Origin of the sequence: Bradyrhizobium sp., from assembly GCF_019244115.1 — a bacterium.
GTDB lineage: Bacteria > Pseudomonadota > Alphaproteobacteria > Rhizobiales > Xanthobacteraceae > Bradyrhizobium.
The window spans coordinates 1-22,883 of the sequence record NZ_JAFATE010000206.1; the positions used below are offsets into that span (position 1 = coordinate 1).

23 protein-coding genes, 1 tRNA gene and 1 pseudogene are annotated in these 22,883 nt (G+C 63.9%); 18 read left to right on the plus strand and 7 right to left on the minus strand.

Going from position 1 to position 22,883, the window contains the following annotated elements:
* The 4 genes from JOZ76_RS09075 to JOZ76_RS09090 all read left to right on the plus strand — a co-directional run.
* On the plus strand, positions 1-534 hold a 534-nt coding region (locus JOZ76_RS09075), incomplete at its 5' end, for a branched-chain amino acid ABC transporter permease (protein ID WP_291698291.1).
* Positions 531-1,526 (plus strand): branched-chain amino acid ABC transporter permease, encoded by a 996-nt coding sequence (locus tag JOZ76_RS09080; protein ID WP_291698292.1) that lies wholly within the window; start codon positions 531-533, stop codon positions 1,524-1,526. The genes JOZ76_RS09075 and JOZ76_RS09080, both read left to right, overlap by 4 nt.
* Complete coding sequence (locus JOZ76_RS09085; protein WP_291698293.1) at positions 1,523-3,043, plus strand: ATP-binding cassette domain-containing protein; 1,521 nt, start codon at positions 1,523-1,525, stop codon at positions 3,041-3,043. The genes JOZ76_RS09080 and JOZ76_RS09085 overlap by 4 nt, the downstream gene beginning before the upstream one ends.
* Positions 3,044-3,066: 23 nt before the next feature.
* Complete coding sequence (locus JOZ76_RS09090; RefSeq protein WP_291698294.1) at positions 3,067-4,071, plus strand: amidohydrolase family protein; 1,005 nt, start codon at positions 3,067-3,069, stop codon at positions 4,069-4,071.
* Between the two features lie 71 nt (positions 4,072-4,142).
* Here JOZ76_RS09090 and JOZ76_RS09095 read toward each other — a convergent pair.
* The 3 genes and pseudogenes from JOZ76_RS09095 to JOZ76_RS09105 form a co-directional block, all read right to left on the minus strand.
* Positions 4,143-4,649: pseudogene (locus tag JOZ76_RS09095) on the minus strand (helix-turn-helix domain-containing protein); the annotation flags it as partial.
* A 227-nt stretch (positions 4,650-4,876) separates the two neighbouring features.
* Complete coding sequence (locus JOZ76_RS09100) at positions 4,877-5,143, minus strand: conjugal transfer protein TraD (RefSeq protein WP_291698295.1); 267 nt, start codon at positions 5,141-5,143, stop codon at positions 4,877-4,879.
* Position 5,144: 1 nt separating this feature from the next.
* Positions 5,145-5,471, minus strand: a complete 327-nt coding sequence (locus JOZ76_RS09105; protein WP_291698296.1) for a conjugal transfer protein TraD — start codon at positions 5,469-5,471, stop codon at positions 5,145-5,147.
* A gap of 170 nt (positions 5,472-5,641) precedes the next feature.
* Here JOZ76_RS09105 and traA point away from each other — a divergent pair, with 170 nt between their 5' ends.
* Positions 5,642-8,647: a Ti-type conjugative transfer relaxase TraA gene (gene traA, locus JOZ76_RS09110; RefSeq protein ID WP_291698297.1), complete on the plus strand. Its 3,006-nt coding sequence runs from the start codon at positions 5,642-5,644 to the stop codon at positions 8,645-8,647.
* Positions 8,648-8,773: 126 nt separating this feature from the next.
* Positions 8,774-8,989, plus strand: coding sequence for a helix-turn-helix transcriptional regulator (locus JOZ76_RS09115; RefSeq protein ID WP_291698298.1), 216 nt, complete (start codon positions 8,774-8,776; stop codon positions 8,987-8,989).
* An 87-nt stretch (positions 8,990-9,076) separates the two neighbouring features.
* Here the strand turns inward: JOZ76_RS09115 and JOZ76_RS09120 are convergent, their stop codons facing one another.
* Complete coding sequence (locus JOZ76_RS09120; protein ID WP_291698299.1) at positions 9,077-9,286, minus strand: helix-turn-helix domain-containing protein; 210 nt, start codon at positions 9,284-9,286, stop codon at positions 9,077-9,079.
* Between the two features lie 129 nt (positions 9,287-9,415).
* Between JOZ76_RS09120 and JOZ76_RS09125 the strand changes: the two genes are divergently transcribed.
* The 3 genes from JOZ76_RS09125 to JOZ76_RS09135 all read left to right on the plus strand — a co-directional run bounded on the left by JOZ76_RS09125 (position 9,416) and on the right by JOZ76_RS09135 (position 12,512).
* Positions 9,416-9,880, plus strand: coding sequence for a hypothetical protein (locus JOZ76_RS09125; protein WP_291698300.1), 465 nt, complete (start codon positions 9,416-9,418; stop codon positions 9,878-9,880).
* A gap of 801 nt (positions 9,881-10,681) precedes the next feature.
* Entirely contained in the window at positions 10,682-10,942 is a 261-nt protein-coding gene (locus JOZ76_RS09130; protein WP_291698301.1) for a hypothetical protein, read from the plus strand.
* Positions 10,881-12,512 carry a recombinase family protein gene (locus JOZ76_RS09135; RefSeq protein WP_291698312.1) on the plus strand — a complete coding sequence of 544 codons (1,632 nt, stop codon included), beginning with the start codon at positions 10,881-10,883 and terminating at the stop codon, positions 12,510-12,512. The genes JOZ76_RS09130 and JOZ76_RS09135 overlap by 62 nt, the downstream gene beginning before the upstream one ends.
* Here JOZ76_RS09135 and JOZ76_RS09140 read toward each other — a convergent pair.
* The 3 genes from JOZ76_RS09140 to mnmA all read right to left on the minus strand — a co-directional run bounded on the left by JOZ76_RS09140 (position 12,469) and on the right by mnmA (position 14,524).
* A tRNA-Met gene (locus JOZ76_RS09140) sits at positions 12,469-12,545 on the minus strand. The two genes, JOZ76_RS09135 and JOZ76_RS09140, sit on opposite strands and share 44 nt — an antisense overlap.
* A gap of 119 nt (positions 12,546-12,664) precedes the next feature.
* Positions 12,665-13,318, minus strand: coding sequence for a class I SAM-dependent methyltransferase (locus JOZ76_RS09145; protein ID WP_291698302.1), 654 nt, complete (start codon positions 13,316-13,318; stop codon positions 12,665-12,667).
* 21 nt (positions 13,319-13,339) lie between these two features.
* Positions 13,340-14,524: a tRNA 2-thiouridine(34) synthase MnmA gene (mnmA, locus tag JOZ76_RS09150; RefSeq protein ID WP_291698303.1), complete on the minus strand. Its 1,185-nt coding sequence runs from the start codon at positions 14,522-14,524 to the stop codon at positions 13,340-13,342.
* An 83-nt stretch (positions 14,525-14,607) separates the two neighbouring features.
* Between mnmA and JOZ76_RS09155 the strand changes: the two genes are divergently transcribed.
* The 9 genes from JOZ76_RS09155 to JOZ76_RS09195 form a co-directional block, all read left to right on the plus strand.
* Complete coding sequence (locus tag JOZ76_RS09155; protein ID WP_291698304.1) at positions 14,608-14,895, plus strand: hypothetical protein; 288 nt, start codon at positions 14,608-14,610, stop codon at positions 14,893-14,895.
* A gap of 14 nt (positions 14,896-14,909) precedes the next feature.
* Entirely contained in the window at positions 14,910-16,562 is a 1,653-nt protein-coding gene (locus JOZ76_RS09160) for a flagellar hook-length control protein FliK (RefSeq protein ID WP_291698305.1), read from the plus strand.
* 18 nt (positions 16,563-16,580) lie between these two features.
* The gene (locus tag JOZ76_RS09165) at positions 16,581-17,270 is read left to right on the plus strand and encodes a flagellar hook assembly protein FlgD (RefSeq protein WP_291698306.1); all 690 of its coding nucleotides are present in this window, start codon (positions 16,581-16,583) and stop codon (positions 17,268-17,270) included.
* Positions 17,271-17,473: 203 nt separating this feature from the next.
* Positions 17,474-17,749 carry a CtrA inhibitor SciP gene (sciP, locus tag JOZ76_RS09170; protein WP_002714638.1) on the plus strand — a complete coding sequence of 92 codons (276 nt, stop codon included), beginning with the start codon at positions 17,474-17,476 and terminating at the stop codon, positions 17,747-17,749.
* A 191-nt stretch (positions 17,750-17,940) separates the two neighbouring features.
* The gene (fliF, locus tag JOZ76_RS09175; protein WP_291698307.1) at positions 17,941-19,563 is read left to right on the plus strand and encodes a flagellar basal-body MS-ring/collar protein FliF; all 1,623 of its coding nucleotides are present in this window, start codon (positions 17,941-17,943) and stop codon (positions 19,561-19,563) included.
* Between the two features lie 6 nt (positions 19,564-19,569).
* Complete coding sequence (fliG, locus tag JOZ76_RS09180; protein WP_291698308.1) at positions 19,570-20,649, plus strand: flagellar motor switch protein FliG; 1,080 nt, start codon at positions 19,570-19,572, stop codon at positions 20,647-20,649.
* On the plus strand, positions 20,649-21,266 hold the full coding sequence (locus JOZ76_RS09185) for a FliH/SctL family protein (RefSeq protein ID WP_291698309.1): 618 nt from the start codon (positions 20,649-20,651) through the stop codon (positions 21,264-21,266). Before fliG ends, JOZ76_RS09185 begins: the two co-directional genes overlap by 1 nt.
* Positions 21,267-21,290: 24 nt before the next feature.
* On the plus strand, positions 21,291-21,638 hold the full coding sequence (gene fliN / locus JOZ76_RS09190; protein ID WP_291698310.1) for a flagellar motor switch protein FliN: 348 nt from the start codon (positions 21,291-21,293) through the stop codon (positions 21,636-21,638).
* A gap of 108 nt (positions 21,639-21,746) precedes the next feature.
* Positions 21,747-22,883: sigma-54 interaction domain-containing protein (locus JOZ76_RS09195; protein ID WP_291698311.1), on the plus strand; the 1,137-nt coding region annotated here is incomplete at its 3' end.

The window sequence follows — 22,883 nt, forward strand, 5'->3', positions numbered from 1 at the left end:
GTGCTGTTATTCAGCGCGGACACCCGCGCGATCGAGCGCGGCTATGCCACCGTCCCGCTCGATTTCGGCCCCATCAGCGTGCCGCAGATCTATGTCATCGGCTTCTGCATTTCGGCGGTCTTGATCGCGGCAGTGCACGTTCTCATCACGCGCAGCCGCTTTGGCGGCGACCTGCGGGCCAGCGCCGACCAGCCGCAGGCGGCCGCGATCATCGGCATCAATGTCGGCCGTGTTCATGCCATCACCTTCTGCCTCGGCGTCGCCTGCGCCGGGATTGGCGGCACGTTGATCGGCGTCGCTCTGTCCTTCACACCGACAAGCGGCGCCGCTTACCTGCTCACCGATTTCGCCCTCATCGTGCTGGGCGGTCTGGGGAACGTCTTCGGCACCCTGATCGGCGGCGTCGTGATCGGCATGCTGCAGAGCCTGGGTGGCCTGACCCTGGGCGACGGTTATCGCGACCTCGTCGCGCTGGTCTTGTTCCTGGCGGTGCTGTCACTGCGGCCGCAGGGTATGCTCGGGAGCCGAGCATGAAAATGCTGTCCACGCCGAGCAATGCAGCAACCACCTTGATCGACAAACGGTCTGTCGTCGGCACCATCATTGTTGCCGCGGCGTTTGCGCTCGTGATCGCCGCGCCAGCATTCCTCTCGACCTATCTGGTCGAGATCGGTTTCAAGCTGATGCTCTACATCGTGCTGGCGGAGGCCTGGAACCTGCTGGCCGGCTACGGCGGTCTTGTCTCGCTCGGCACCTCCTCTTTCTTTGGGCTAGGCGCCTATGTCAGTGTGGGCCTGCTCAATTATCTCGGAGCTGGCCTTCCGCTTGCCCTGTGCGCCTCTGCTTTGGCTGGCATGACGCTTGCGCTCGTCATGTCGCGGGGCCTGTTTCGCCTGCGCGGCCTTCATTTCACCGTGGGCACGCTGGCGCTCGCCGAAGCGCTTCGGCTGTTCGTCGTCAACGTGCCCTGGTTCGGCGGCGCCACCGGCCTGTTCGTCACCCTCGACCTGCCCGACACGCCGGAGCTGTTCCGCGTCGCTGCGCTGCTCCTGGCGCTCACCACTGCAATCATCAGTGTGGCAACAACCTCGCGCTTCTCCGTTCTCCTGCGCGCGATCCGCGACGATGAGGATGCCGCGAGCCAGGTCGGTGTGCGCGCGTTCCGAACCAAGCTCGCGGCCTTCATGGTGGCGAGCGGGCTGGTCGCGGCAGCCGGCGGTCTGCAGGCCGCCAAGCTCGGCGCTATCGAACCATATGGCAGCTTCGGCCTGCAATGGTCGGTAGATGCGCTCGCCATTGTCATCATCGGCGGCCTCGGCATGCGGCGCGGCGCGGTCGTCGGCGGCTTGTTCTTCGTTGCCATCGGCGAATTGCTCGCCGACTATCCCGAACTGCACGTGGCGCTCACGGGAGTCATTCTGATCCTGTTGATCCGCTTTGCGCCACAAGGACTCTGCGGCCTGGCCGAAGCCCTATTGGCCCGACGCGCCGCCGAGCGGCGGCTCCTGACAGAGGGCAAGTCATGAGCAGCTACGCGCCCTCTCCGCTGCTGCTGGAAGCTGCGGGTCTCGGCAAACGTTACGGCGGAGTTGTCGCCAATGACGGTATCGACATCCACCTCGACAAGGGGCATGTGCTTGGCGTCATTGGACCGAATGGCGCCGGCAAATCCACCCTGATCGGCTTGCTCGGCGGCGCCATAAGACCCAGCGCGGGGACCATCCGGTTCCAAGGTGAGGACATCACCGGCCTGCCGGCGTCCGAGCGGGCGCGACGCGGCATCGGCCGAACCTACCAGATCCCTCGCCCGTTCCTTGACATGACGGTCGCCGACAATCTCGCAGTCGGTCAATTCGCCGTCGCTCCCCTCGACTCCGCCGCAGCCGCCGAGCGCGAGCGGCGGCAGATCCTCGAACGCTGCGACCTTGCCGATGTCGCAGACGTAAAGGCCAAAGATCTTCCGCTGCTACGGCGCAAGCGGCTGGAAGTGGCGCGCGCACTGGCGCTGAAACCGAAGCTTCTGCTGCTCGACGAGGTCGGCGCCGGCCTGATCGACAGCGAAGTCAGCGATCTGATCGCACTGATCCGCTCGTTGCAGGACGGCCAGCGCGCCATCATCATCATCGAGCATATGATCCGGATCGTGAAGGAGTGCTGCGAAGATCTCCTGGTGATCAATTTCGGCAAGGTGCTGACCAGGGGACGTACCGCCGAGGTGCTGGCGAGCGACGAGGTCAGCGCGGTCTATCTCGGCACCAGCCACGGCGGGGCGGCCAAGCCGCCGCGAGCGGCCGCACCGGAGCCGGCAGCGGCGGCATCAAGCGCGACGAAGCCATTGCTCGTGCTCGACGCCGTCTCGGCCGGCTACGGTCAGGCGCGGGTGATCAACGACCTTTCCCTCTCGGCGGCACCCGGTCAGGTGGTCGGCGTTCTCGGCCCCAACGGCGCCGGCAAGACCACCCTCGCCCATGTGATCAGTCGCGCTCTGCCCGTCACGGCGGGTCGCATCCGGTTCGACGGCGAAGACATCACCGATCTGCCTGCGTACGCGGTCGCCGCCCGCGGCATTGCCCATTGCATGGAAGGCCGGCACATCTTCGCCTCACTCTCAGTCGAGGAGAATCTGCTGGTTGCTGCACGGCAGGTCGACGCGGCCGAACGCAGGCTGCGCCTCGGGCGGGTCTTCGCGCTTTTCCCCGTGCTCGCCGAGCGTCGAAAGGCCGGCGGCACCTCGATGTCGGGCGGTCAGCAGCAGGCGCTGGCCATCGGACGCGCGCTCATGGCGAAGCCGCGTCTCGCCATTTTCGACGAGATCAGCCTTGGGCTCGCGCCGGTGATGATGGACCGGCTCTACGAGGCGCTGGCCGCCCTCAAGCGCGAAGGGCTGACCATGTTGGTGGTAGAGCAGGATGTCGAGCGCGCGCTCGATCTCGCGGACGCCGCCTACATCATCAACAAGGGTCGGATCACACTTTCTGGCCCTGCTGCGGTCGTTCGCCACGACGAACGGCTGCGTCACCTATATTTCGGCACGGAAGAATAACATCGCTGCGCAGGAGAAAAACAATGAAGCGGATCGCCATCGAAGAGGCATTTGTCACGCCGGAGATCGCAACTGAATGGAAGAAGGTTCTCGGCAGTCCCGACGTGGAACCTGGTTTTGCCAAAATGGGCGAAAGCATTCTCGCCGATACGCCCGGCAATGCGCTCTTGCATTCTCGCCTGCTCGATATCGGCAACGGCCGCATTGCCCATATGGACGAAATCGGCATTGACATGCAGGTGTTGTCGTTGACCTCCCCGGGCGTGCAGGTATTTCACCCCGACCTCGCCACGCGCCTTGCGGCAGACGCCAATGACGCACTGGCCGAAGCGGTTCGCGCTGCACCGTCGCGCCTGGCTGGGCTCGGCGCCATCGCGCCGCAGGACCCCGCCGCCGCCGCGCGCGAGATCGAACGGATCAAATCGCTGGGCCTGCTCGGCCTGATCGTCAATTCCCATACATTCGGCGAGTATCTCGATGGGCCGCGCAACGCGCCGATCTTCGAGGCCATGGAGGCGACCGGGCTGCCGATGTACCTGCATCCGCGCGAACCGGCCCCGAGCATAGTGATGCCGTTCCTCGACTACGGCCTTTATTTCGCCGGGTGGGGTTTTGCCGTGGAGACCGGATTGCACGCCATGCGGCTCATAATGTCGGGCACATTCGCGCGCTTCCCGAAGCTGAAGATCATTCTTGGGCACATGGGCGAAGGCATTCCGTTCTGGCTGCAGCGGATCGACAATCGCTATTTGCTGCAAGTCAAGATTGGAGCGGTGGAGAAGCTGCCCTGTCTGCCGAGCGAATACTTCCTGGAGAATTTCGTTATCACCACAGCCGGCGTTACCTCGATGGCGGCGCTGCGACTTAGCATCGACGTTCTCGGGGCTGAACGCATCCTGTTCGCGGCCGACTACCCTTACGAAGACGACGCGGAAGCAGTTCGATTCCTGGATGGCGCCGTCTTGACGGAGCGAGAGCGCGAACTTGTATCGCACGAAAACGCCGAGCGTCTTCTCGCACTATCCTGAAGGGAACAAAGAGAACGCTGTTTCAGGTCGCGGATGTTGAACCAAGCGCTAAGTCAAGTAGTGGTGTGATGCTTGCTTGGCGGAGCCACATAGAGGCCGACGACGTCGGCGGCCTTGGCCGTAAACTGCGGGTCGTTGCTCTCGCACCAGGACTTGCGAGCGGCCAGATCGATCTTGTTGCCGCGCAGGAACCGTCAGACATATTGGAGGCCGACCTCGCCAGCCCCCAGCTAGCAGGGGCCCTGTCCAGGGCGCGTACCCGGTGGGAGGCGACTTATCGAGCAACTTCAAAATCCGTTTTTCGGTAGCCTTCGTATCGATCGGCTGCTTGCCCGGCAGGGGCTTGCTCTGCAAACCTTCAAGACCATGATCCGCATAGCGATGGCGCCAAAGGCTGACAATCCGCGGCTGGACCCCAACCTCCTTGGCGATCGATCGGGTGCTGCGACCGACCGCCGCCAAAAGAACGATCCGCGCCCGCTTCAAATCGCGCTGCAACGTCAGCAGTGAACGGCAACGTTCCTCAAGCACCTTGCGATCTTCTTCGAAAGGTGGACTTCTCTTGCTTCGGGTATCATCCCGATGTTGAATCATGACTCACTTCCCAGGGAAAGTGGGTACTAGGGCCAACTCTATGGGAGAGACCACGAGGCGTAGCAATCATCCACGACTCGTCGTGTCCGGGCCGATCCGCTTCCCGTGAGGGCTCCCCAAGTTCACCTCAGTCATCGCGCCTTTGACCACTGGGAACTTGCGTCCTTCGATTGTCGGGTGATGCCCCGTCACCATGAAAAGTTCTGCCTTTCTATCCTCCTGATAACGGCGGCCTCACGCTTGTGCGTGATTGCGCTGCCGAGTCCATGTCGAACGCTTGCTTTCCCTTTGCGGCCCAAAGCGCACGCGCATGTTCGCCCTGATCGCTTTGGAGCTTGTCAGCCATCCATAGCAGCGCGCCGTAGATCGTGGCGCGATCATCGCCGGTCAGGTCCACGATACCGGCCTTGACGACGAGGCCGCCGAGTTCGATGAGGTGCCGTGTGCGCTTGCGGCGCTCGACCTGCCACGTGCGCATGTCAAGTCGCGCCCTTGCGGCCTGGTGACGGTTGCGCGCCGCTCGGCTGCGCAGGAGCACCGCCAGCGTCGCCGTCAGGTGCCGGTGCATTTCGCCGTGCCCGGCTTTGAAAGAACGCAGCGCCGCGCTTCGCCCACGCCTCCTTCTTTCCCGCGTCCTTTGTCTCGGCCAGAACGATCAGCGCGCCTGCCAGTTGGTCGGCGGTGAGTGTGTCAGCCCCCGTGGCGATGACCAGGTCGCCGAGCTGCTGCACCTTGCGAGCCTTGAGGTCGCGCGCCTTGTCCCCAAGTGCCTTCAGTTCGGCATCAAAATCCCGTGGCTTGCGCATGATCGTCTCCAGAAGGGTTGATGGAGAAAGATAATCCAGCGCCGTGCGTAATGCTCTGAGGTCACCGGGACGGTGCGGGACGGGTTGGTCCCTCCCGAGATTTTTTCGAGGGAGGGCGCGCTTATACGTCGTTCCGACGTGCGCTCTGCTGTGCCACTGATCTGATCGCAATGGCGATCTATCATCTTCATGTCAAGGTGATTGGCCGCAAGGCCGGAAGTAGCGCGGTGGCGTCGGCCGCCTACCGCTCCGCTTCGCGGCTGCGCGACGAGCGGCTTGATCGCAGCCACGATTTTTCCAGAAAGCGCGGCGTCGTCCATTCCGAGGTGCTGCTGCCGGAGAATGCGCCCGAGGCTTGGAGCGACCGCGAACGGCTGTGGAACGATGTCGAGGCGTTCGAGGTCCGCAAGGATGCTCAGCTTGCCCGCGAGGTGGAGTTCGCTATCCCGCGGGAGTTGAATGAGGCACAAGGCATAGAACTCGCCCGCGCCTTTGTTCGGGGCGAGTTTGTTGATCGTGGCATGATCGCCGATCTCAATGTGCATTGGGACAGGGCCGAGGACGGCACGCCCAAACCGCATGCCCATGTCATGCTGACCATGCGGGCGGCGGACGAGAACGGCTTTGGTCAGAAGGTACGGGACTGGAACCGCACCGAGATGGTGGAGCGCTGGCGCAGACGCTGGGCCGAGCTTGCCAACGAGCGCCTGGCCGAACTCGACATCGACGCGCGCATCGACCATCGCAGCCTCGAAGCGCAGGGCCTCGCGCTCGAGCCGCAAAGCCAGATCGGGGCGCCCGCCAGGCGCATCGAGCATCGGGGCATCGCGGGCGAAGGGACCGCCGCCGACCGCGCCGAGATGCACCGCGAAATCGCGCGCGGCAATGGGATGCGGATCATTGCAGATCCTTCGGTCGCATTGGACGCGATCACGCAACAGCAATCGACCTTCACGCGCCGCGACATGGCGAAGTTCGCGCATCGCAATAGCGACGGGATCGACCAGTTCAACGACGTCATGGGCGCGATGCGCAAGGCGCCCGATCTGGTCGAACTCGGCAAGGACGCCCGAGGCGAAGATCGCTTCACCACGCGCGAGATGATCGAAGCCGAACAGCGCCTGCACCGCGCCGCGGATCGGATGGCGGAACGGGAGTGCCATGAGCTGCGGGACAGGGATCGCGAGGCGGCGCTGGCGCGCGCGCAAGCCCGCGGTCTTGTCCTGTCAGGCGAGCAGGCCGACGCGCTGGCGCATGTCACGGACGGGCGCGATTTAGGCGTGGTGGTCGGCCATGCCGGGACGGGAAAGAGCGCGATGCTGAGCGTGGCGCGGGAGGCCTGGGAAGCAGCCGGCTACGAGGTCCGGGGTGCGGCGCTCTCCGGCATTGCCGCGGAAAATCTCGAAAGCGGATCGGGCATATCCTCCCGCACCATTGCCAGCCTGGAGCATGGCTGGGAACAAGGCCGTGATCCCCTCACCTCGCACGATGTCCTGGTCATCGACGAGGCGGGCATGGTGGGCACGCGCCAGCTCGAGCGCGTGCTGTCCCATGCGGCAGAAGCCGGGACGAAAGTGGTGCTGGTCGGCGACATCAGGCAGTTGCAATCCATCGAAGCCGGCGCGGCCTTCCGTTCGATCCATGAGCGCCACGGCGGGGCGGAACTCGGCGAGGTGCGCCGGCAGCGCGAGGACTGGCAGCGGGACGCCACACGCGATCTGGCGAAGGGCAGGACCGGTCATGCGCTGGAGGCTTATCGCTCCCATGGCATGGTGCACGAGGCCCAAACCCGGGAGCAGGCGCGGGGCGATCTGATCGACCGCTGGGACCGCGACCGGCAGGCAGCGCCGGAGCGCAGCCGGATCATTCTCACCCATACCAACGACGAGGTGCGGGCGCTGAACGAGGCGGCGCGGGAACGCATGCGGGCTGCCGGCGATCTGGGCGACGAGGTGCGTGTGACTGTCGAGCGCGGCGGGCGCAGCTTCGCCAGCGGGGACCGCGTCATGTTCCTGCAGAACGAGCGCGGGCTCGGCGTGAAGAATGGCACGCTCGGGACCATCGAGCAGGTCAGCGCGCAATCCATGGCGGTGCAGACCGACGATGGCCGATCCGTTCGGTTCGACCTCAAGGATTATAACCGGATCGACCACGGCTATGCCGCAACCATCCACAAGGCACAGGGCATGACGGTGGACCGCGCCCATGTGCTGGTGACACCGGGCATGGACGCCCATGGCAGCTATGTCGCCCTGTCGCGGCACCGCGACGGCGTGGATTTGCATTACGGCCGCGACGATTTTGCCGGTCGGGACCGGCTTGTACGTACCCTGTCCCGCGACCGCGCCAAGGATATGGCCTCGGACTACGAGCGTGCTGATCCGGCCCAGAGCTACGCCGAGCGGCGTGGGATCACCTTCCGCGAGCGCGTGGCCGAGATCGTGCGCAAGGTTGTGCCAGAGAAGCTGCGCGACATGTTCGACGGCCTTCGCTCTCCTGGAGAGGTGCCCGGCCCGGATGGCGGACGGAGGTCGGACCGGGAAGCGCCGGAAAGGGAAAGGAGCGGTACCGGAGTCGAGCGGCGCGAAACCGCAGCGCCGGACAGGAAGGTGGCGCAAGATCCGGAAGCGGAAGCGCGTCGCCTGCGGACCCGAGCGCTGGTGCGCCATGCCCGCGCCGTGGACGCGTTCTTCGAGGCACAGGAGATGGGCGGCAGGGCAAGTCCCGAGCAGGTGAAAGAACTCCAAAAGGCGCGCCAGGTCTTCGAGGAGGTGCGGCCCTACGGTTCGCACGACGCGGAAGCCGCCTACAAGAAGAACCCGGAGCTTGCCCGCGAGGCGGCTGGCGGCCAGCTCAACCGCGCCATCCGCGCGCTCCAGCTCGAAACCGAACTGCGGATCCATCCGGAACGCCGCGCCGACCGCTTTGTGGAGCGTTGGCAGAGGCTTGATCACACCAGCCAGCACCAGTATGAGGCCGGCGACATCTCCGGCTACAGGGCCACCCGCTCGGCGATGGGCGATATGGCCAGAAGCCTCGAACGCGATCCGCAACTGGAGTCCCTCCTCGACAATCGCAAGCGGGAGCTCGGCATCGCGTTCGACTCAGGCCGCCGGCTCGGTATCGAACTGGCCTTCACCCACGGCCTCGGCAGAGGCAGGGGCATCGAAATTTGATCCATCCTGTTTGCCGCCGTCTGAACGCCAGAGTGCGCCGATGTGCAAGATGCTCTTGCGCGCCTGGAATGGCTCCCGTCTGGTCTCAGGAGCCGTCAGAAACAGCCAGCAGGAGGCAGCGCGGCCATGCGAGAACCAGATCGTATCGTCCGTTTGAAAACGGTTCTCGCCAGGACCGGGCTGTCCCGATCCACCATCTACCGCAAGATCGCCGAGGGCACCTTCCCGGCTCAGCTCAAAATCAGCACCAACGGGACCGGCCGGCATGAATCCGACATTAACTGCTGGATCGCAGATCCCGCTTCGTGGCGTCCGGAACGCGAGTTCGATGGAATCCGGTGAGCCCTGTGACTTGTCTGACGGCGGCAGGCTAAAGGCTGGCGCTCTCGCGCCCCGCCTCGGAGGCCGATCCGCGTGTTGAAAGCCGATTCAGGGCTTTAGAAGCTCGCTGGCCTGTACCCCAAGCGCCTTAGACAGCTTGCCGAGCATGGTGACGGACGCGCTGTAGACCCCGGTTTCCAACTGACTGATGTAGCTTCGGTCGACTTTCGCTCGAAAGGCGAGCTCCTCCTGGCTCCAACCCTTATCGGTTCTGAGCCTCCGGAGATTGCGGGCCACAGTGTTCCGCAGGTCGTTCATTCACAAACGAATGCGACCTGTTGAGCATACTCATCAATTGAGTATACTCAACAGAATGCGGATTTGAAGCAGAGATCCACATGTCGACAAATCCGAATAGACCGCGAATGCCGGAAAGGGAGAGTCAAGATGCAGGGCAGTCAATCTTCAGATAGGGAAGACGCGCTCCTTGAGTCGTCGCATTCCGAATCTTCCGCTTTCCTATTGATGCCGACGGATGACGATGCGGGTCTCCTTGCGCTCGAAACCCAGTTCAATGAGCTTGCTGCGGAATTAGTCACTGCTCAGAACGCTAGCGACGCAATCGGTCTGGAAGTCGGCTTACCCATTGGCGGCAGTGAGGCGGGTCAGGACGCCAAGATGAGAAAAGCAGAGGCCATCCTGGCTCGCCTCGACCCGATCGAGCAGGCGATTATGGCAACCCCGGCACGCACGATCGTAGGACTGGGAGTGAAGGCGCGCCACGCGGCTTATGTTATGTCCCATTATTGGGAAGCGCCCATCGATCGCATCGATTGGGACGCCCGGGCAGTACGTCTTCTGATAGAAGCGGTCTGCGACTTCGCCCACACGCCATTGCCCTTTCAGAATTGAGCGACGACGGGAAGTCTCCGTTCTAGTTCGTCGCGCGTGTCGACAGGAGCCGGGCGAGCACGATCTTCGGAGCAGCATCGGCGGTGCATGGGTACGAAACTCTTCTTCCTTTCTTTCCTTGGATTGACGGGTACACAAGCGAGCGCCAGCGTCATGACGACTGCGGCAAAGTTTGACGGGCGTCATTGAACGCCGCGCAATCGCCGCACGGGGTGCGACCGTTACATCCTCGCCCTCTGTAACAGTCGGTGTAACAGGCGTGGTTACAACCACCTCTTCGGCATTACGGCGGATCAGGCCTCGAAGCAGACATGCCTCTGTGAGCAATCGAGGGGCGTGATGGGCCGGAAGAACTCAGGTTGAGCAATCAAGTCCGCTTCACCTCCAAAGAGCAGACAATTGGCGGACATGCCGGGTCCGCCGCTTGGGGCCCAGAACAGGATCGTTTCTCGCGTCTTGTGTGATAGCGGCAGCTCCATCGACCAAAGTATGTTTGGCTGTGGATCTCGATAGCTAACCGCGGACGGCTCCAGTTTCGCAGCGGAAATGCGAACGGGATCAAACAAAAATCACGATAAAATCAACCAAGCTGATTGATATGCTGCCGCTCATGACGCCCTGGTTGCAGGTTCTTGCATCTGGTCGCACAGCATGTTGCCGAACCGATCGGCGGTGGAACGAGACTCCCGCTCCAGATATCATCATCTGAAACTCCGTCCGTTTCATCTTCTCTCGTATCCAATTCTGCGATTGAGCGAAAACGCCCTGCCCTTTCCTAAGTGAGGGCTGCATCCTGCTGGGATGAAGCGTACGAGAACGAGCGGAATTGATCGTGTACCACGGCGCGTGACCTCAGGCGAAATAGCGCCCGCTCTGATCAAATTTGTTGAAGCACTTGCAATTGCCGACGCCAGACGCGATCATCTTTTTGAAAGCGAGCGTCTGATGAAGAATCATCTTGACCCCGCTGGCGAGAAGCGCATCAGCAGTGGTATTCGAGATGAAACTCGCAGCGATTTATGCTCGGTTCTCGACCGAGCTTCAAAACGAAAAATCGACTGAAGATCAGATTGCTCTGTGCCGGACGTACGCGGCGCGTCATCAACTTAATATCGTTGCGACTTTTGAGGACAAGGCTCGTTCTGGCGCCTCAGTATTCGGTCGCGATGGCTTGATGCAGCTTATGGATGCGGCACGCCAGAACCTTTTCACAGTTGTCATCGTAGAGGCGCTGGACCGGCTCTCGCGTGACATGGAAGATCTGGCCGGCATTCACAAGCGGCTGTCTTTCCAGGGGATCGAAATTCAGGCCGTCCACGATGGCACCGCCGACTCGATTTTAATTGGGATTCGCGGCCTCGTCGGACAGATGCAACGCGAAGACGGGGCGAAAAAGGTCCGCCGCGGCATGGCCGGCGTGGTTCGCGACGGTCGACACGCCGGCGGGCGCGCCTACGGATATCGAGCGGTCACCGGTAAACCCGGTGAACTCGAAATAGTCAAAGACGAAGCTGCGATCGTGCGGCGCATTTTCGTGGCGTTTGCCGCGGGACGAACGCCCCGGGACATCGCACACGATCTCAACCGGGAAAACATTCGTCCACCGCGCGGCCGGCGATGGAACGCATCGACGATCAATGGCAATGCCCAACGCGGTGCTGGGCTTATCTTCAACGAACTCTATGCCGGCCGTATCGTCTGGAACAAGGTCCGCATGGTCAAAGATCCCGACACCGGCAAACGACTGTCTCGCCCGAACCCCCGTGACGAGTGGCAAAGCATCGACGTGCCTCAACTACGGATCGTCGAACAGTCCGTATGGGAAGAGGTGCACGCTTTGAAGACCGAAAGGAGCCGTTTGGCCAGCCACGTGAAGCGACGGGCGCCGCATCTCCTTTCTGGCCTCCTTCGATGCGGTTGTTGCGGATCAGGTATGTCGGTTCATGACAGGGACAAGACGGGAAAGACCAGGATTCGGTGTTCGGCGGTGCGCGAGAGCGGCAGTTGTGCAAATCGCAGGATCATTTACCTCCGCGACGTCGAAAGGCTTGTGCTCAGCGGGATGACTGAAGAGTTGAAGGATCCGCGGCTGATCGAGACCTACGTGCGCAACTACAACAGTGAACGAGAGCGGCTTGCGGGGAACGCGGCTGCGATGCGCACGCGGCTAGAGGCGAAACGTGACCGGATCGAAGGCGAGCGGCAGCGCAATATTGACCTCGTGATCAAGTACGTGATTTCGGAGGAGGACGCCAAGCGACGGATCGCCGAGCTAGGGGAAGAGCGATCGCGTGTGGAAGCAGAACTGGCTGCGCTCGAAGAGGCACCCGTCCCTATCGCGCTGCATCCAGCGACCCTTGACCGCTACATAGAGACCGTGAACACGCTGGCCGAAACGATCGCCGGGCACGCCGCCGCGGACGACGACCGCGGACCTTTGATCGCCGATTTCCGGGCGCTCGTCCACAGCGTCATCGTTCACCCGAGGGGACCCGGGCAGCGCTTCGAGGTCGAGGTGAAAGGCAAGTTAGCTACGCTGGTCGGCGGAGAGGCCTTTCCGGAGGCCCGATATGGTAGTGGGTCACGCGTGGTAGCGGGGGAGGGACTCGAACCCCCGACCCCAGGATTATGATTCCCGTGCTCTAACCAGCTGAGCTACCCCGCCACGGTCTTCGCAGGCGGCCGATCCAAACCATGGCCTGACGAACGCGCGGCATATAAGGAGCAGCGCTTGGGCCTGTCAAGCAAAGGCCGCGGGAAGATTCAATGACGTGGAGAGCAGGTTCAGGGCCCTGTTCCCTGCGGAGCTTTGCGATAGCGGATCAGGGAGAAATGGCCCATCGGCGGCATCGGGCGGCGCTCGGCGAGGCTGACGCCGCCATGCCGTGACGCCCATCTGACCAGACGTGCCCAGGGAAATTCCGGCCGCCAGCCGAGCCGGCGCGCCAGCGGCGCAAAGGCGAGTTCGAAGACGCGCCGCGGGCCCGCTTCCGCGCCGATATGATTGACCAGGATGAGCTCGCCGCCCGGTTTCAGCACGCGGATGAAATCGTCCAGCGTCGCCTCGGGGTCCGGCACCGCCGTAATGACATATTGCGCGACCACCGCATCGAACGAGCCGTCGGCGAAGGCGAGGTTCTTGGCGTCCATCACCGCCAGCGTCTCGACATTGTCGAGCCGCAGCGCCCGCACGCGGCTCTGCGCTTTGCGCAGCATCGGCTCCGAAATGTCGACCCCGCAGAGCCTGGTCGAACGCGAATAATCCGACAGCGACAGCCCGGTTCCCACGCCGACGTCAAGGATGCGTCCGCCGATCCGGTCGGCTTCCGCGATCGTCGATTGGCGACCATGCTCGAACACCTTGCCGAACACCAGATCGTAGATCGGCGCCCAGCGGCCATAGGCCTTCGCGACACCTTCGCGATCGATATCGCCCATGCCCCCAACGCCTCGACCAACCTATCCGCGGACCGCCTCGACCAGTGGGCGCCGGTCAGCGTGCGTGGCGGCCCTCGCCATGGCGCTCTGAATGAACCCGCCGCCCAGAACACGCGCCTGTCCCGCGGGCGCGTCGTAGAACACACAGGCCTGGCCGGGAGAAACACCTTCCTCGCCGGCCACGAGCTCGACCTCATAATGTCCGTCGGCGCCGCGCAGCCAGGCCGGCTGCGGCGGACGGGTCGAGCGCACCCGCACGAACACCTCGAGCCCGCCACGAATGGCCGCATCGAGCGCGCCATCTCCGATCCAGTTGACGTCGCGTAGCGCGATGCAATCCATCCGCAGCGCCTCGCGCGGGCCGACAACGACGCGGCGGTTCGCCGCCTCGAGCCGCACCACGTAGAGCGGTGTGGGCGAAGCAATCTTCAGTCCGCGGCGCTGGCCGACGGTGAAATGCGCGATGCCCTGATGGGTGCCGAGCACGCGGCTGTCGAGATCGACGATATCGCCCGGTGCCATCGCGTTCGGGCGCAACCGGCCGATGATATCGGTATAGCGTCCCGTCGGCACGAAGCAGATGTCCTGGCTGTCGTGCTTGTCCGCGACCGTCAACCCAAAGCGCCGCGCGAGCTCGCGCACCTGCGGCTTACTCATATCACCCAGCGGGAAGCGCAGGAAGTCGAGCTGCTCGCGCGTGGTGGCAAACAGAAAATAGCTCTGGTCGCGATCGGCATCCGCGGCACAGACCAGCGCGCGCGACCCATCGGCGAGCCGGTGCGAGGCAACGTAATGCCCGGTGGCCAGCGCCTGCGCGCCAAGTTCATGCGCTGTTTTCAGCAGGTCCTGGAACTTGATGACGCGATTGCACTCGATGCACGGCACGGGCGTCTCGCCGGAGGCATAGCTTGCCGCGAAATTGTCGATCACCTGCTCGCGGAAGCGATCCTCGTAGTCGAGCACATAATGTGGAATGCCGATCCGCTCGGCCACGTCGCGCGCATCGTGGATGTCCTGCCCGGCACAGCAGGCGCCCTTGCGATGGGTCGCCGCGCCATGATCGTAGAGCTGCAGGGTGATGCCGACGACGTCATAACCTTCCGACTTGAGCAGCGCGGCGGTGACCGAGGAATCCACGCCGCCGGACATCGCAACGACGACCCTGGTGTCCTGTGGCCGGCCTTCGAGATCCAGACTGTTGCGCATGAGGTTCGGCTGACTGCTGCAATGGTTGACCTGCCGTTAACGCTGGGATTGCGGTTCAGGCAGCCTTGTTCCCGGGACGCCGGATGAAACAGCCTTCCGCACGCATTCCGAAAAGGCTCCTTTTGGCCGTCGGGAAGCGGTTGCAAAGCTTTGCCTTTAATATAGGCCGCAATTCCCTGAGGCAATCAGCCTTCCCTCGTTTTGCTCCTCACCCGACGGCAAATCTTGCCGGCAGGCAGAAAAAACGGAGCCTTCGGGCCGTGGCACCGCCTGCCCGCGACAGCGCCAACTATTTGATTTTTCGTGGATTTTTTCAACGCACGCAAATGGCCCGCTCCTTGCTCCTGAGAACCCACAAATTTGATGGTTGAAGAGGCCGACTGTGGTGAGCGTGACGTCAGATGTAACAGGGGGCGTGTCCTTCCAGGCCGCGCCGCCAAAACCTGCCCGCTTCGATGCTGAGCAGGCCAGCAGCAGTTTTGCCGCGCTGGTGGATGCCAACACGCCGAGCGCCAACACCCCGGTTCCTGCCCCGAGTCCTCGTCGCCCCGGTAATGACAGCGCCGCGGCGCCCCCGGACAACCCCCCATCGGGGAACGTGGCGACCACCGATCAGGGATCTGTTCGCGACACAACCGACCAGACCGCCGACGCCGGACGGCCTGCGGACCCCAATGGCCCTGCCGGACCGGCTGCCAAGGGCAAGAAGAGTGCGTCTGACGACGGCAAAACCAGCCAAAGCAAGTCCGAGGGCAAAGCGAGCGACACGAAATCAGCCGATACGCCGTCCTCGGGCGATGCGTCGTCGTCCGATCAAGCCGCCGCTGCGGAGGCCGCCGCTGCGCCTGCGACTGTGCAAAGCGCGGTTGCGGTCGTTTTCCCGACCGTCGTCACCATCGATACGCCGACATCCGCGCAAGGCTCGGGCGATGCCGCAATCAAGCCGCTCGCGATCGCGGCGGCGGCGATCGCGGCGACGGCCGCCGTCGTAACCGGAGCGACGTCGCCGGCCGCGACGCAAGTCGGTCCCGGATTTACTGGCTCGGTCGCCACGCCCGACAGCACCGCGGCGAAAGTCGCGGCCCAGGCCAATGCCGCTACGACCGCCACGAAGCAATCGGCCGCGGCGGCAGTGGCCACGTCGTCGCAGGCGGCTGGCACGACCGATGCCGCCGACGCTGCGGACGCCTCGCTGGCAACCACGATCGCAGGTCCGGTGCCATCCGCCAAGACGACTTCCGGCAAGGTCGCCGCCACGACACAGCCGAAGACGGGCCTGGTCACGGCCAGCGATACGGCGTCAGCAGATCCTTCGACACCGGCGACCACCAGCGCGGTCGTGCACAACACCGCCCCGCAGCCGACGGCGGAAAAGCCCGACGCGGGCGCTGCCATCGCCCCGGTCACAGCGAAAGCGGAAGACTCCAAGGCTGCGCCGTCCACCGCCGCTGGCGCTGCGCCGACCCATGACAATGTTTCGGCCGTCGCCAGCAGCCCGACCGCGGCAATGTCCGACGTCAACGCGCAGGCCGCGCCTCCGCCAACCGCACCATTGCCTTCGGCGGCACCGGCGATCTCCACGGCCAACCTGACGGCCGCCGCGGCACCATCCGCTGCCGTGCCGTTGAGCGGCCTCGCAGTCGAGATCGCAGCGTCCGCACGCAGCGGCAAGACGAGCTTTGACGTCCGGCTCGATCCGGCCGATCTCGGCCGCATCGATGTTCGCATCAATGTCGACCGCAACGGGCAGGTCACCTCGCATCTGACCGTCGAGAAGCCGGAGACGCTGTCGATGCTGCAGCAGGATGCGCCGCAGCTGCGGCAGGCACTGGACGACGCCGGCCTGAAGACGGGCAGCGGCGGCCTGCAGTTCAGCCTGCGCGACCAGTCTTCGTCCAACCAGAACAACAGCCATCAGCCTGGCGGCAATGCCCAGCGGCTGATGATCAGCGAGGACGATACGGTTCCACCCGTGATGGCGGGCCGATCCTATGGCCGCATGCTCGGCGCGAACAGCGGCGTGGATATCAGGGTGTAAAGGTGTAAGGAGGCAATTATGACCGATGCAGTCACCGGTAGCGTGCCCGTCTCGGGCACGACCCCGCTCCCGGCCGGATCGAACAGCTCCTCGATGAGTTCGAGCAGCGGCGCGACGCTGGCCGGAAATTTCCAGACCTTCCTCACGCTGCTGACGACCCAGCTGCAGAACCAGAACCCGCTCGATCCGCTCGACACCAACCAGTTTACCCAGCAGCTCGTGCAATTCGCCTCGGTCGAGCAGCAGCTCAAGACCAATGACGAATTGTCGAGCCTGGTGTCGCTGCAGCAGACCACGCAGGCGACGCAGGCGCTCGGCTTTGTCGGCAAGACCGCCGTCGTCAACGGCAAGACCGCAAGCCTCAGCAATTCCCAGGCGGTCTGGGACCTCAACATCCCGGCCAATGGCAATTTGACGGTTACGATCGCCAATGCCCAAGGGCAGAACGTCTTCACCGGCAATTACACGGTCAGCGCCGGCAACAACCAGCCCTTTGTATGGAATGGCAAGGGCGCCGACGGCACGCAATGGCAGGACGGCCAGTATACGCTGACCGCAACCGCGACCGACAGTTCGGGCAACTCCCAGGCGATCACGACCGAGGTCCAGGGCGTGGTGTCTTCCGTCGACCTGACCCAGACGCCGCCGCTTTTGACGATCGCCGGCCAAACCTTCACGATGAATCAGATCCAGCGCATCGTGAACTGACGGTTTTGCGGCCAAGGGCACGCAAGGATTAAGATTTTGTTGACGCAAGACCCGGTCCCGACGCCCCGCGAAGGCGCCGGGGTTGCTGCATGACCAACATTTTCAAGGAGAATTTCATTCAAGCCGTTGGCTTAGCCAAATTTTAAGTCGACCGGCGTAGGTTTCTACCGTGAGTTCAGTGGTTAAGTGTTTGTGAGTACGCCATGACAGAACCCCATCGCCCGAGGGTGAAATACGTCATCGGGCCTGACGGCAGCCCGCTTACCATCGCCGACCTGCCTGCACCCGGAACCAAACGGTGGGTCATCCGCCGTAAAGCCGAAGTCGTTGCCGCAGTCCGCGGCGGCCTGCTTTCCCTCGAGGAGGCTTGCAGCCGCTATACGCTGACGGTCGACGAATTTCTTTCCTGGCAGTTCTCGATCGACCAGCACGGTCTCGCAGGCCTGCGCACCACGCGCATCCAGCAATATCGTCAATAGCCGTCGCTCCGTCGATTATCGCATATCCGATTCGACCGGCCTCCCAATGCGGAGGCCGATTTATTTTGTGTCCGCTTTCGCAACGAGCCTTAATCCTCGTTAACCATATCGAAACCATCGCCTAGGCAATATTTGCCCAGTGGTCCGATCCGACAGTCGCGTCGATCGCCGATTTTCTGGGGCAGTTGGTTTTGCAGGGTCTGGTCGACTTCCTGAGGGGGCTGGGTGCCTCGCGTCTGATGGCGATGGTCGCGGTGACAGCCGCGCTGATCGGCTTCTTCGCGTTCGTGATCATGCGCGTGACCACGCCGCAGATGACCACCCTGTTCACCGACCTCAGCATGGAGGACTCCTCCTCCATCATCAAGGACCTGGAACGTCAGGGCATCCCCTTCGAGCTGCGCAACGAGGGCGCCATCATCCTGGTGCCGAAGGACAAGGTCACGCGGCTCAGGATGAAGCTCGCCGAAGGCGGCCTGCCCAAGGGCGGCGGCGTCGGCTACGAGATTTTTGACAAGTCGGACGCGCTGGGCACCACGAGCTTCGTCCAGAACGTCAACCATCTGCGCGCGCTCGAGGGCGAGCTCGCCCGCACCATCCGCGCGATCGACCGCATCCAGGCTGCCCGGGTGCATCTGGTGCTGCCGGAGCGGCCGCTGTTCTCCCGCGAAACCCCCGAGCCGTCGGCCTCGATCGTGGTGCGGGTCCGCGGCACGCTGGATGCGGCGCAGATCCGCGCCATCCGCCACCTTGTTGCCTCCGCCGTCAACGGGCTGAAGCCGCAGCGAGTGTCGATCGTCGACGAAGCCGGCCAATTGCTCGCCGACGGCTCGGTGGGCGATATCGAGCAGGCCGTCGGCGACGAGCGCCGCACGGCGTTCGAGAAGCGGCTGCGCAAGCAGGTCGAGGACATCGTGTCCTCGGTGGTCGGCCAGGGCCGCGCCCGCGTCGAGCTCTCGGCCGACTTCGACTACAACAAGATCACCCAGACCTCGGATCGCTTCGATCCCGAAGGCCGCGTGCTGCGCTCGACCCAGACGCGCGAGGAATCCAGCGCCTCGGCGGACTCCAGCGGCCAGGTCACGGTCAACAACGAGCTGCCCGGCAATCAACAGAACAGCACCGGCCTTCCGATCCGCGACCAGAGCAAGAAGACCGAAGAAACCAATAATTACGAGATTTCGCGCACCACCAAGACCGAGGTGACCGAGGCAGGCCGGGTCAACCGCATCTCGGTCGCCGTGCTGGTCGACGGCATCTATTCCAAGAACGACAAGGGCGAGATGGTCTACCAGGACCGCAGCAAGGACCAGCTCGACCGGATCTCGGCGCTGGTACGCTCGGCAATCGGTTTTGACCAGAAGCGCGGTGACCAGGTCGAGGTCCAGAACCTGCGTTTCGCCGAAGCGCCGGCCGTCGCCCCCATCAACGAGCCGACCGGCATTCTCGGCCTGCTGCAGTTCACCAAAGACGACGTCATGTACATCATCGAGCTCGGCGTGATGATGCTGCTCGGCCTCGTCGTGCTGTTCCTGGTGATCCGTCCGCTGGTCAAGCGCATCCTGGCGACCGAGGAGATCGCAGCGCTCGCCGGCGCGGCGGCCCCCGCTCTGCCGGAGCCGGCGCAAGGCGCAGGCGCGGGCGGCCAGGCGATCGCGGGTCCCAACGCCACGGCTCATCTGATCGACGTCGCCCAGGTTCAGGGCCAGGTCCACGCCCAGTCGGTGCACCGTGTCGGCGAACTGGCCGATCGCAATCCCAACGAAACGGCGGCCATCGTGCGTCAATGGCTGGCCGAACCTCAGACAAGCTGATCCGAAATGGCCGCTTCGAACCAGAACGATACTGACATCTCCAGCGTGCTTGCGACGCTTTCGCAGCGCCAGCAGGGCAAGGCGAAGGTGCAGCCGATCAGCGGCCCCAAGCGCGCCGCGATCCTGATGCTGGCGCTCGGCGAGCAATATGGCGGCAAGGTCTGGTCGCTGCTCGACGACGACGAGGTCCGGGAATTGTCGCTGCAGATGTCGACGCTCGGCACCGTCGAGGCCGAGGTGGTCGAGGACCTGCTGATCGAATTCGTCTCGCGTATGTCGGCCTCCGGCGCGCTGATGGGCAATTTCGACGCCACCGAGCGGCTCTTGCAGCAATATCTGGCGCCCGAGCGCGTCACCGGCATCATGGACGAAATCCGCGGCCCCGCCGGTCGCAACATGTGGGAGAAGCTTTCCAACGTCCAGGAGGAAGTCCTCGCCAACTATCTGAAGAACGAATATCCGCAGACCATCGCGGTCGTGCTGTCGAAGCTGAAGTCCGAGCACGCCGCCCGCGTGCTGGCGATCCTGCCCGAGGACATGGCGCTCGACGTGGTCGGCCGCATGCTGAAAATGGAGGCGGTGCAGAAGGAGGTGATCGAGCGGGTCGAGCAGACCTTGCGCACCGAATTCATGTCCAACCTGTCGCAGACCCGCCGGCGTGACGCCCACGAGGTGATGGCAGAAATCTTCAACAATTTCGACCGCCAGACCGAGACGCGCTTCATCACCGCGCTGGAAGAAGAGAGCCGCGAGTCCGCCGAGCGCATCAAGGCGTTGATGTTCACCTTCGACGATCTGATCAAGCTCGACTCCGCCTCGGCGCAGACGCTGATGCGCCATGTCGACAAGGACAAGCTCGGTGTGGCGCTCAAGAGCGCCAACGAGGATGTCCGCAACTTCTTCTTCTCCAACATGTCCTCGCGCGCAGCAAAAATGCTGCAGGACGACATGTCGGCGATGGGCCCGGTGCGCCTGCGCGACGTCGACGAGGCGCAGGCGCTGCTCGTCAATCTCGCAAAAGACCTCGCCGCCAAGGGCGAGATCATGCTGACCAAGAACCGCGCGGACGACGAACTGGTGTATTGATGGCAGCGCCTGCAAAATTCATGTTCGATACCGACTTCGCGGCGCCCAACAGGGCGCGCGAACGGGCCGCCACCGAGGCCGAGATCGCGCAAAAGGTCGCGGCCGCGGAAGCGCGCGCCTATCGCGACGGTTTCGATGCCGGCCAGCGCGAGGCCAAGGCGGAAAGCGACCGCCGCGCGGCGCTGGCGCTGGAGGAGATCAAGATCGCGATGCAGGGCATCGCGGCGCGCCTCGGCAACGTCGAAGGCCGCATGGAGACCGAGGCCGTCGACGTTGCGATCGCGGTTGCCCGAAAACTGTGCGCGGAACTGGTCGCGGCCGAGCCGCTCGGCGAGATCGTCGGCCTCGTCAAGGACTGCTTTGCCCACCTCGTTTCGACACCTCATCTCGTGGTCCGCATCAATGATCAGCTCTATGAGAGCGCGCACGAGCGGATCGAGCGGCTGGCGAAACAGTCCGGCTTCGAGGGGCGGCTCGTGATCCTTGCCGAGCCCGAGATCGCGACCGGCGACTGCCGGATCGAATGGGCGGATGGCGGCGTCGTTCTGGAGCGCGCGGCAATCGACGCCAAGATCGACGAACTCGTCGCCCGCTACATGGCGCCCAGGACCGGCTGACAGGGAAACAGGAGGATCTGACAGATGAGCGACACCGACGGCCAGGTTCCGCTTCCCGACCTCAATGCACAGGACGCGCCACCGCTCGACCTGGGCGACAACGAGGACGAACAGGCCGCCCGCATCGCCGCCGATCTCGAGGCGGTGTTCGACGTGCCGGTGCAGGTCTCGGCCGTGCTCGGCCGCTCGAAGATGGATGTCGGCGAGTTGCTCAAGCTCGGGCCCGGCACCGTGCTCGAACTCGACCGCCGCGTCGGCGAGGCGATCGACATCTACGTCAACAACCGCCTGGTGGCGCGCGGCGAGGTGGTGCTGGTGGAAGACAAGCTCGGCGTGACCATGACGGAAATCATCAACGCGGACCGCGGCTAGTGAGCATGATCCCGGAAAAGTGTGCCGCGGTTTTCCGTAAGGATCATGCCCAAACGAAATTGAACGATGCGCGCCTGAGCGGCGCGACCACACGAATAGGAGATTGATATGCGGCTTCTCATCGTTGGCACCCTGAAGGGGCAGTTGACGGCAGCCACCAAGATCGCGATGGAGAACGGCGCGACCGTGACCCACGCGGAGGACCACGAGCAGGCGATGCGCGTGCTGCGCGGCGGCAAGGGCGCCGACCTGCTGCTCGTCGACGTCGGCCTCGACATCCGTGACCTGGTGATGCGGCTGGAAGTCGAGCACATCCACGTGCCGATCGTCGCCTGCGGTATCTCCTCGGACGCCCGCGCCGCGGTCGCCGCGATCCATGCCGGCGCCAAGGAATATATCCCGCTGCCGCCGGATCCGGAGCTGATCGCCGCGGTGCTGGCGGCCGTCGCCAACGACTCGCGAGAGCTCGTCTATCGCGACGAGGCGATGGCAAAAGTCATAAAACTCGCGCAGCAGATCGCTGGCTCGGATGCCTCCGTCATGATCACCGGCGAATCCGGCACGGGCAAGGAAGTGCTGGCGCGCCATGTGCACGGCCGCTCGGCCCGCGCCAAAAAGCCGTTCATCTCGATCAACTGCGCCGCGATCCCCGAGCACCTCCTGGAAAGCGAGCTGTTCGGTCACGAGAAGGGCGCCTTCACCGGCGCGGTGGCGCGCCGCATCGGCAAGTTCGAGGAGGCGACCGGCGGCACGCTGCTGCTCGACGAGATCTCCGAGATGGACGTTCGGCTGCAATCAAAACTGCTGCGCGCGATCCAGGAGCGCGTCATCGACCGCGTCGGCGGCACGCGCCCGGTCCCGGTCGACATCCGTATCATCGCGACCTCCAACCGCAACCTCTCCGAGGCCGTGCGCGACGGCACTTTTCGCGAGGACCTGCTGTTTCGCCTCAATGTCGTGAACCTGAAGATCCCGCCGCTGCGGGAGCGCCCGGCCGACATCCTCGAACTGGCGCAGCACTTTGCGAAAAAATATTCCGACGCCAATAGCGTGCCGCTGCGGCCGCTCTCGGCCGAGGCGAAGCGCGTGCTCAGCACGAACCGCTGGCAGGGCAACGTCCGCGAGCTGGAAAACACCATGCACCGCGCGGTGCTGATGGCGCAGGGTGACGAGATCGGTCCCGATGCGATCATCACACCGGACGGCGACCGGCTCGATCTCGCCAAGACCGCGCCGGCGGTGGCG

Coding starts and splice junctions, on each gene's coding strand:
- JOZ76_RS09080 (WP_291698292.1), top strand. CDS start 531: ATGAAAATGCTGTCCACGCCGAGCAATGCAGCAACCACCTTGATCGAC.
- JOZ76_RS09085 (WP_291698293.1), top strand. CDS start 1,523: ATGAGCAGCTACGCGCCCTCTCCGCTGCTGCTGGAAGCTGCGGGTCTC.
- JOZ76_RS09090 (WP_291698294.1), top strand. CDS start 3,067: ATGAAGCGGATCGCCATCGAAGAGGCATTTGTCACGCCGGAGATCGCA.
- JOZ76_RS09100 (WP_291698295.1), bottom strand. CDS start 5,143: ATGCGCACGTGGCAGGTCGAGCGCCGCAAGCGCACACGGCACCTCATC.
- JOZ76_RS09105 (WP_291698296.1), bottom strand. CDS start 5,471: ATGCGCAAGCCACGGGATTTTGATGCCGAACTGAAGGCACTTGGGGAC.
- traA (WP_291698297.1), top strand. CDS start 5,642: ATGGCGATCTATCATCTTCATGTCAAGGTGATTGGCCGCAAGGCCGGA.
- JOZ76_RS09115 (WP_291698298.1), top strand. CDS start 8,774: ATGCGAGAACCAGATCGTATCGTCCGTTTGAAAACGGTTCTCGCCAGG.
- JOZ76_RS09120 (WP_291698299.1), bottom strand. CDS start 9,286: ATGAACGACCTGCGGAACACTGTGGCCCGCAATCTCCGGAGGCTCAGA.
- JOZ76_RS09125 (WP_291698300.1), top strand. CDS start 9,416: ATGCAGGGCAGTCAATCTTCAGATAGGGAAGACGCGCTCCTTGAGTCG.
- JOZ76_RS09130 (WP_291698301.1), top strand. CDS start 10,682: ATGAAGCGTACGAGAACGAGCGGAATTGATCGTGTACCACGGCGCGTG.
- JOZ76_RS09135 (WP_291698312.1), top strand. CDS start 10,881: ATGAAACTCGCAGCGATTTATGCTCGGTTCTCGACCGAGCTTCAAAAC.
- JOZ76_RS09145 (WP_291698302.1), bottom strand. CDS start 13,318: ATGGGCGATATCGATCGCGAAGGTGTCGCGAAGGCCTATGGCCGCTGG.
- mnmA (WP_291698303.1), bottom strand. CDS start 14,524: ATGCGCAACAGTCTGGATCTCGAAGGCCGGCCACAGGACACCAGGGTC.
- JOZ76_RS09155 (WP_291698304.1), top strand. CDS start 14,608: ATGAAACAGCCTTCCGCACGCATTCCGAAAAGGCTCCTTTTGGCCGTC.
- JOZ76_RS09165 (WP_291698306.1), top strand. CDS start 16,581: ATGACCGATGCAGTCACCGGTAGCGTGCCCGTCTCGGGCACGACCCCG.
- sciP (WP_002714638.1), top strand. CDS start 17,474: ATGACAGAACCCCATCGCCCGAGGGTGAAATACGTCATCGGGCCTGAC.
- fliG (WP_291698308.1), top strand. CDS start 19,570: ATGGCCGCTTCGAACCAGAACGATACTGACATCTCCAGCGTGCTTGCG.
- JOZ76_RS09185 (WP_291698309.1), top strand. CDS start 20,649: ATGGCAGCGCCTGCAAAATTCATGTTCGATACCGACTTCGCGGCGCCC.
- fliN (WP_291698310.1), top strand. CDS start 21,291: ATGAGCGACACCGACGGCCAGGTTCCGCTTCCCGACCTCAATGCACAG.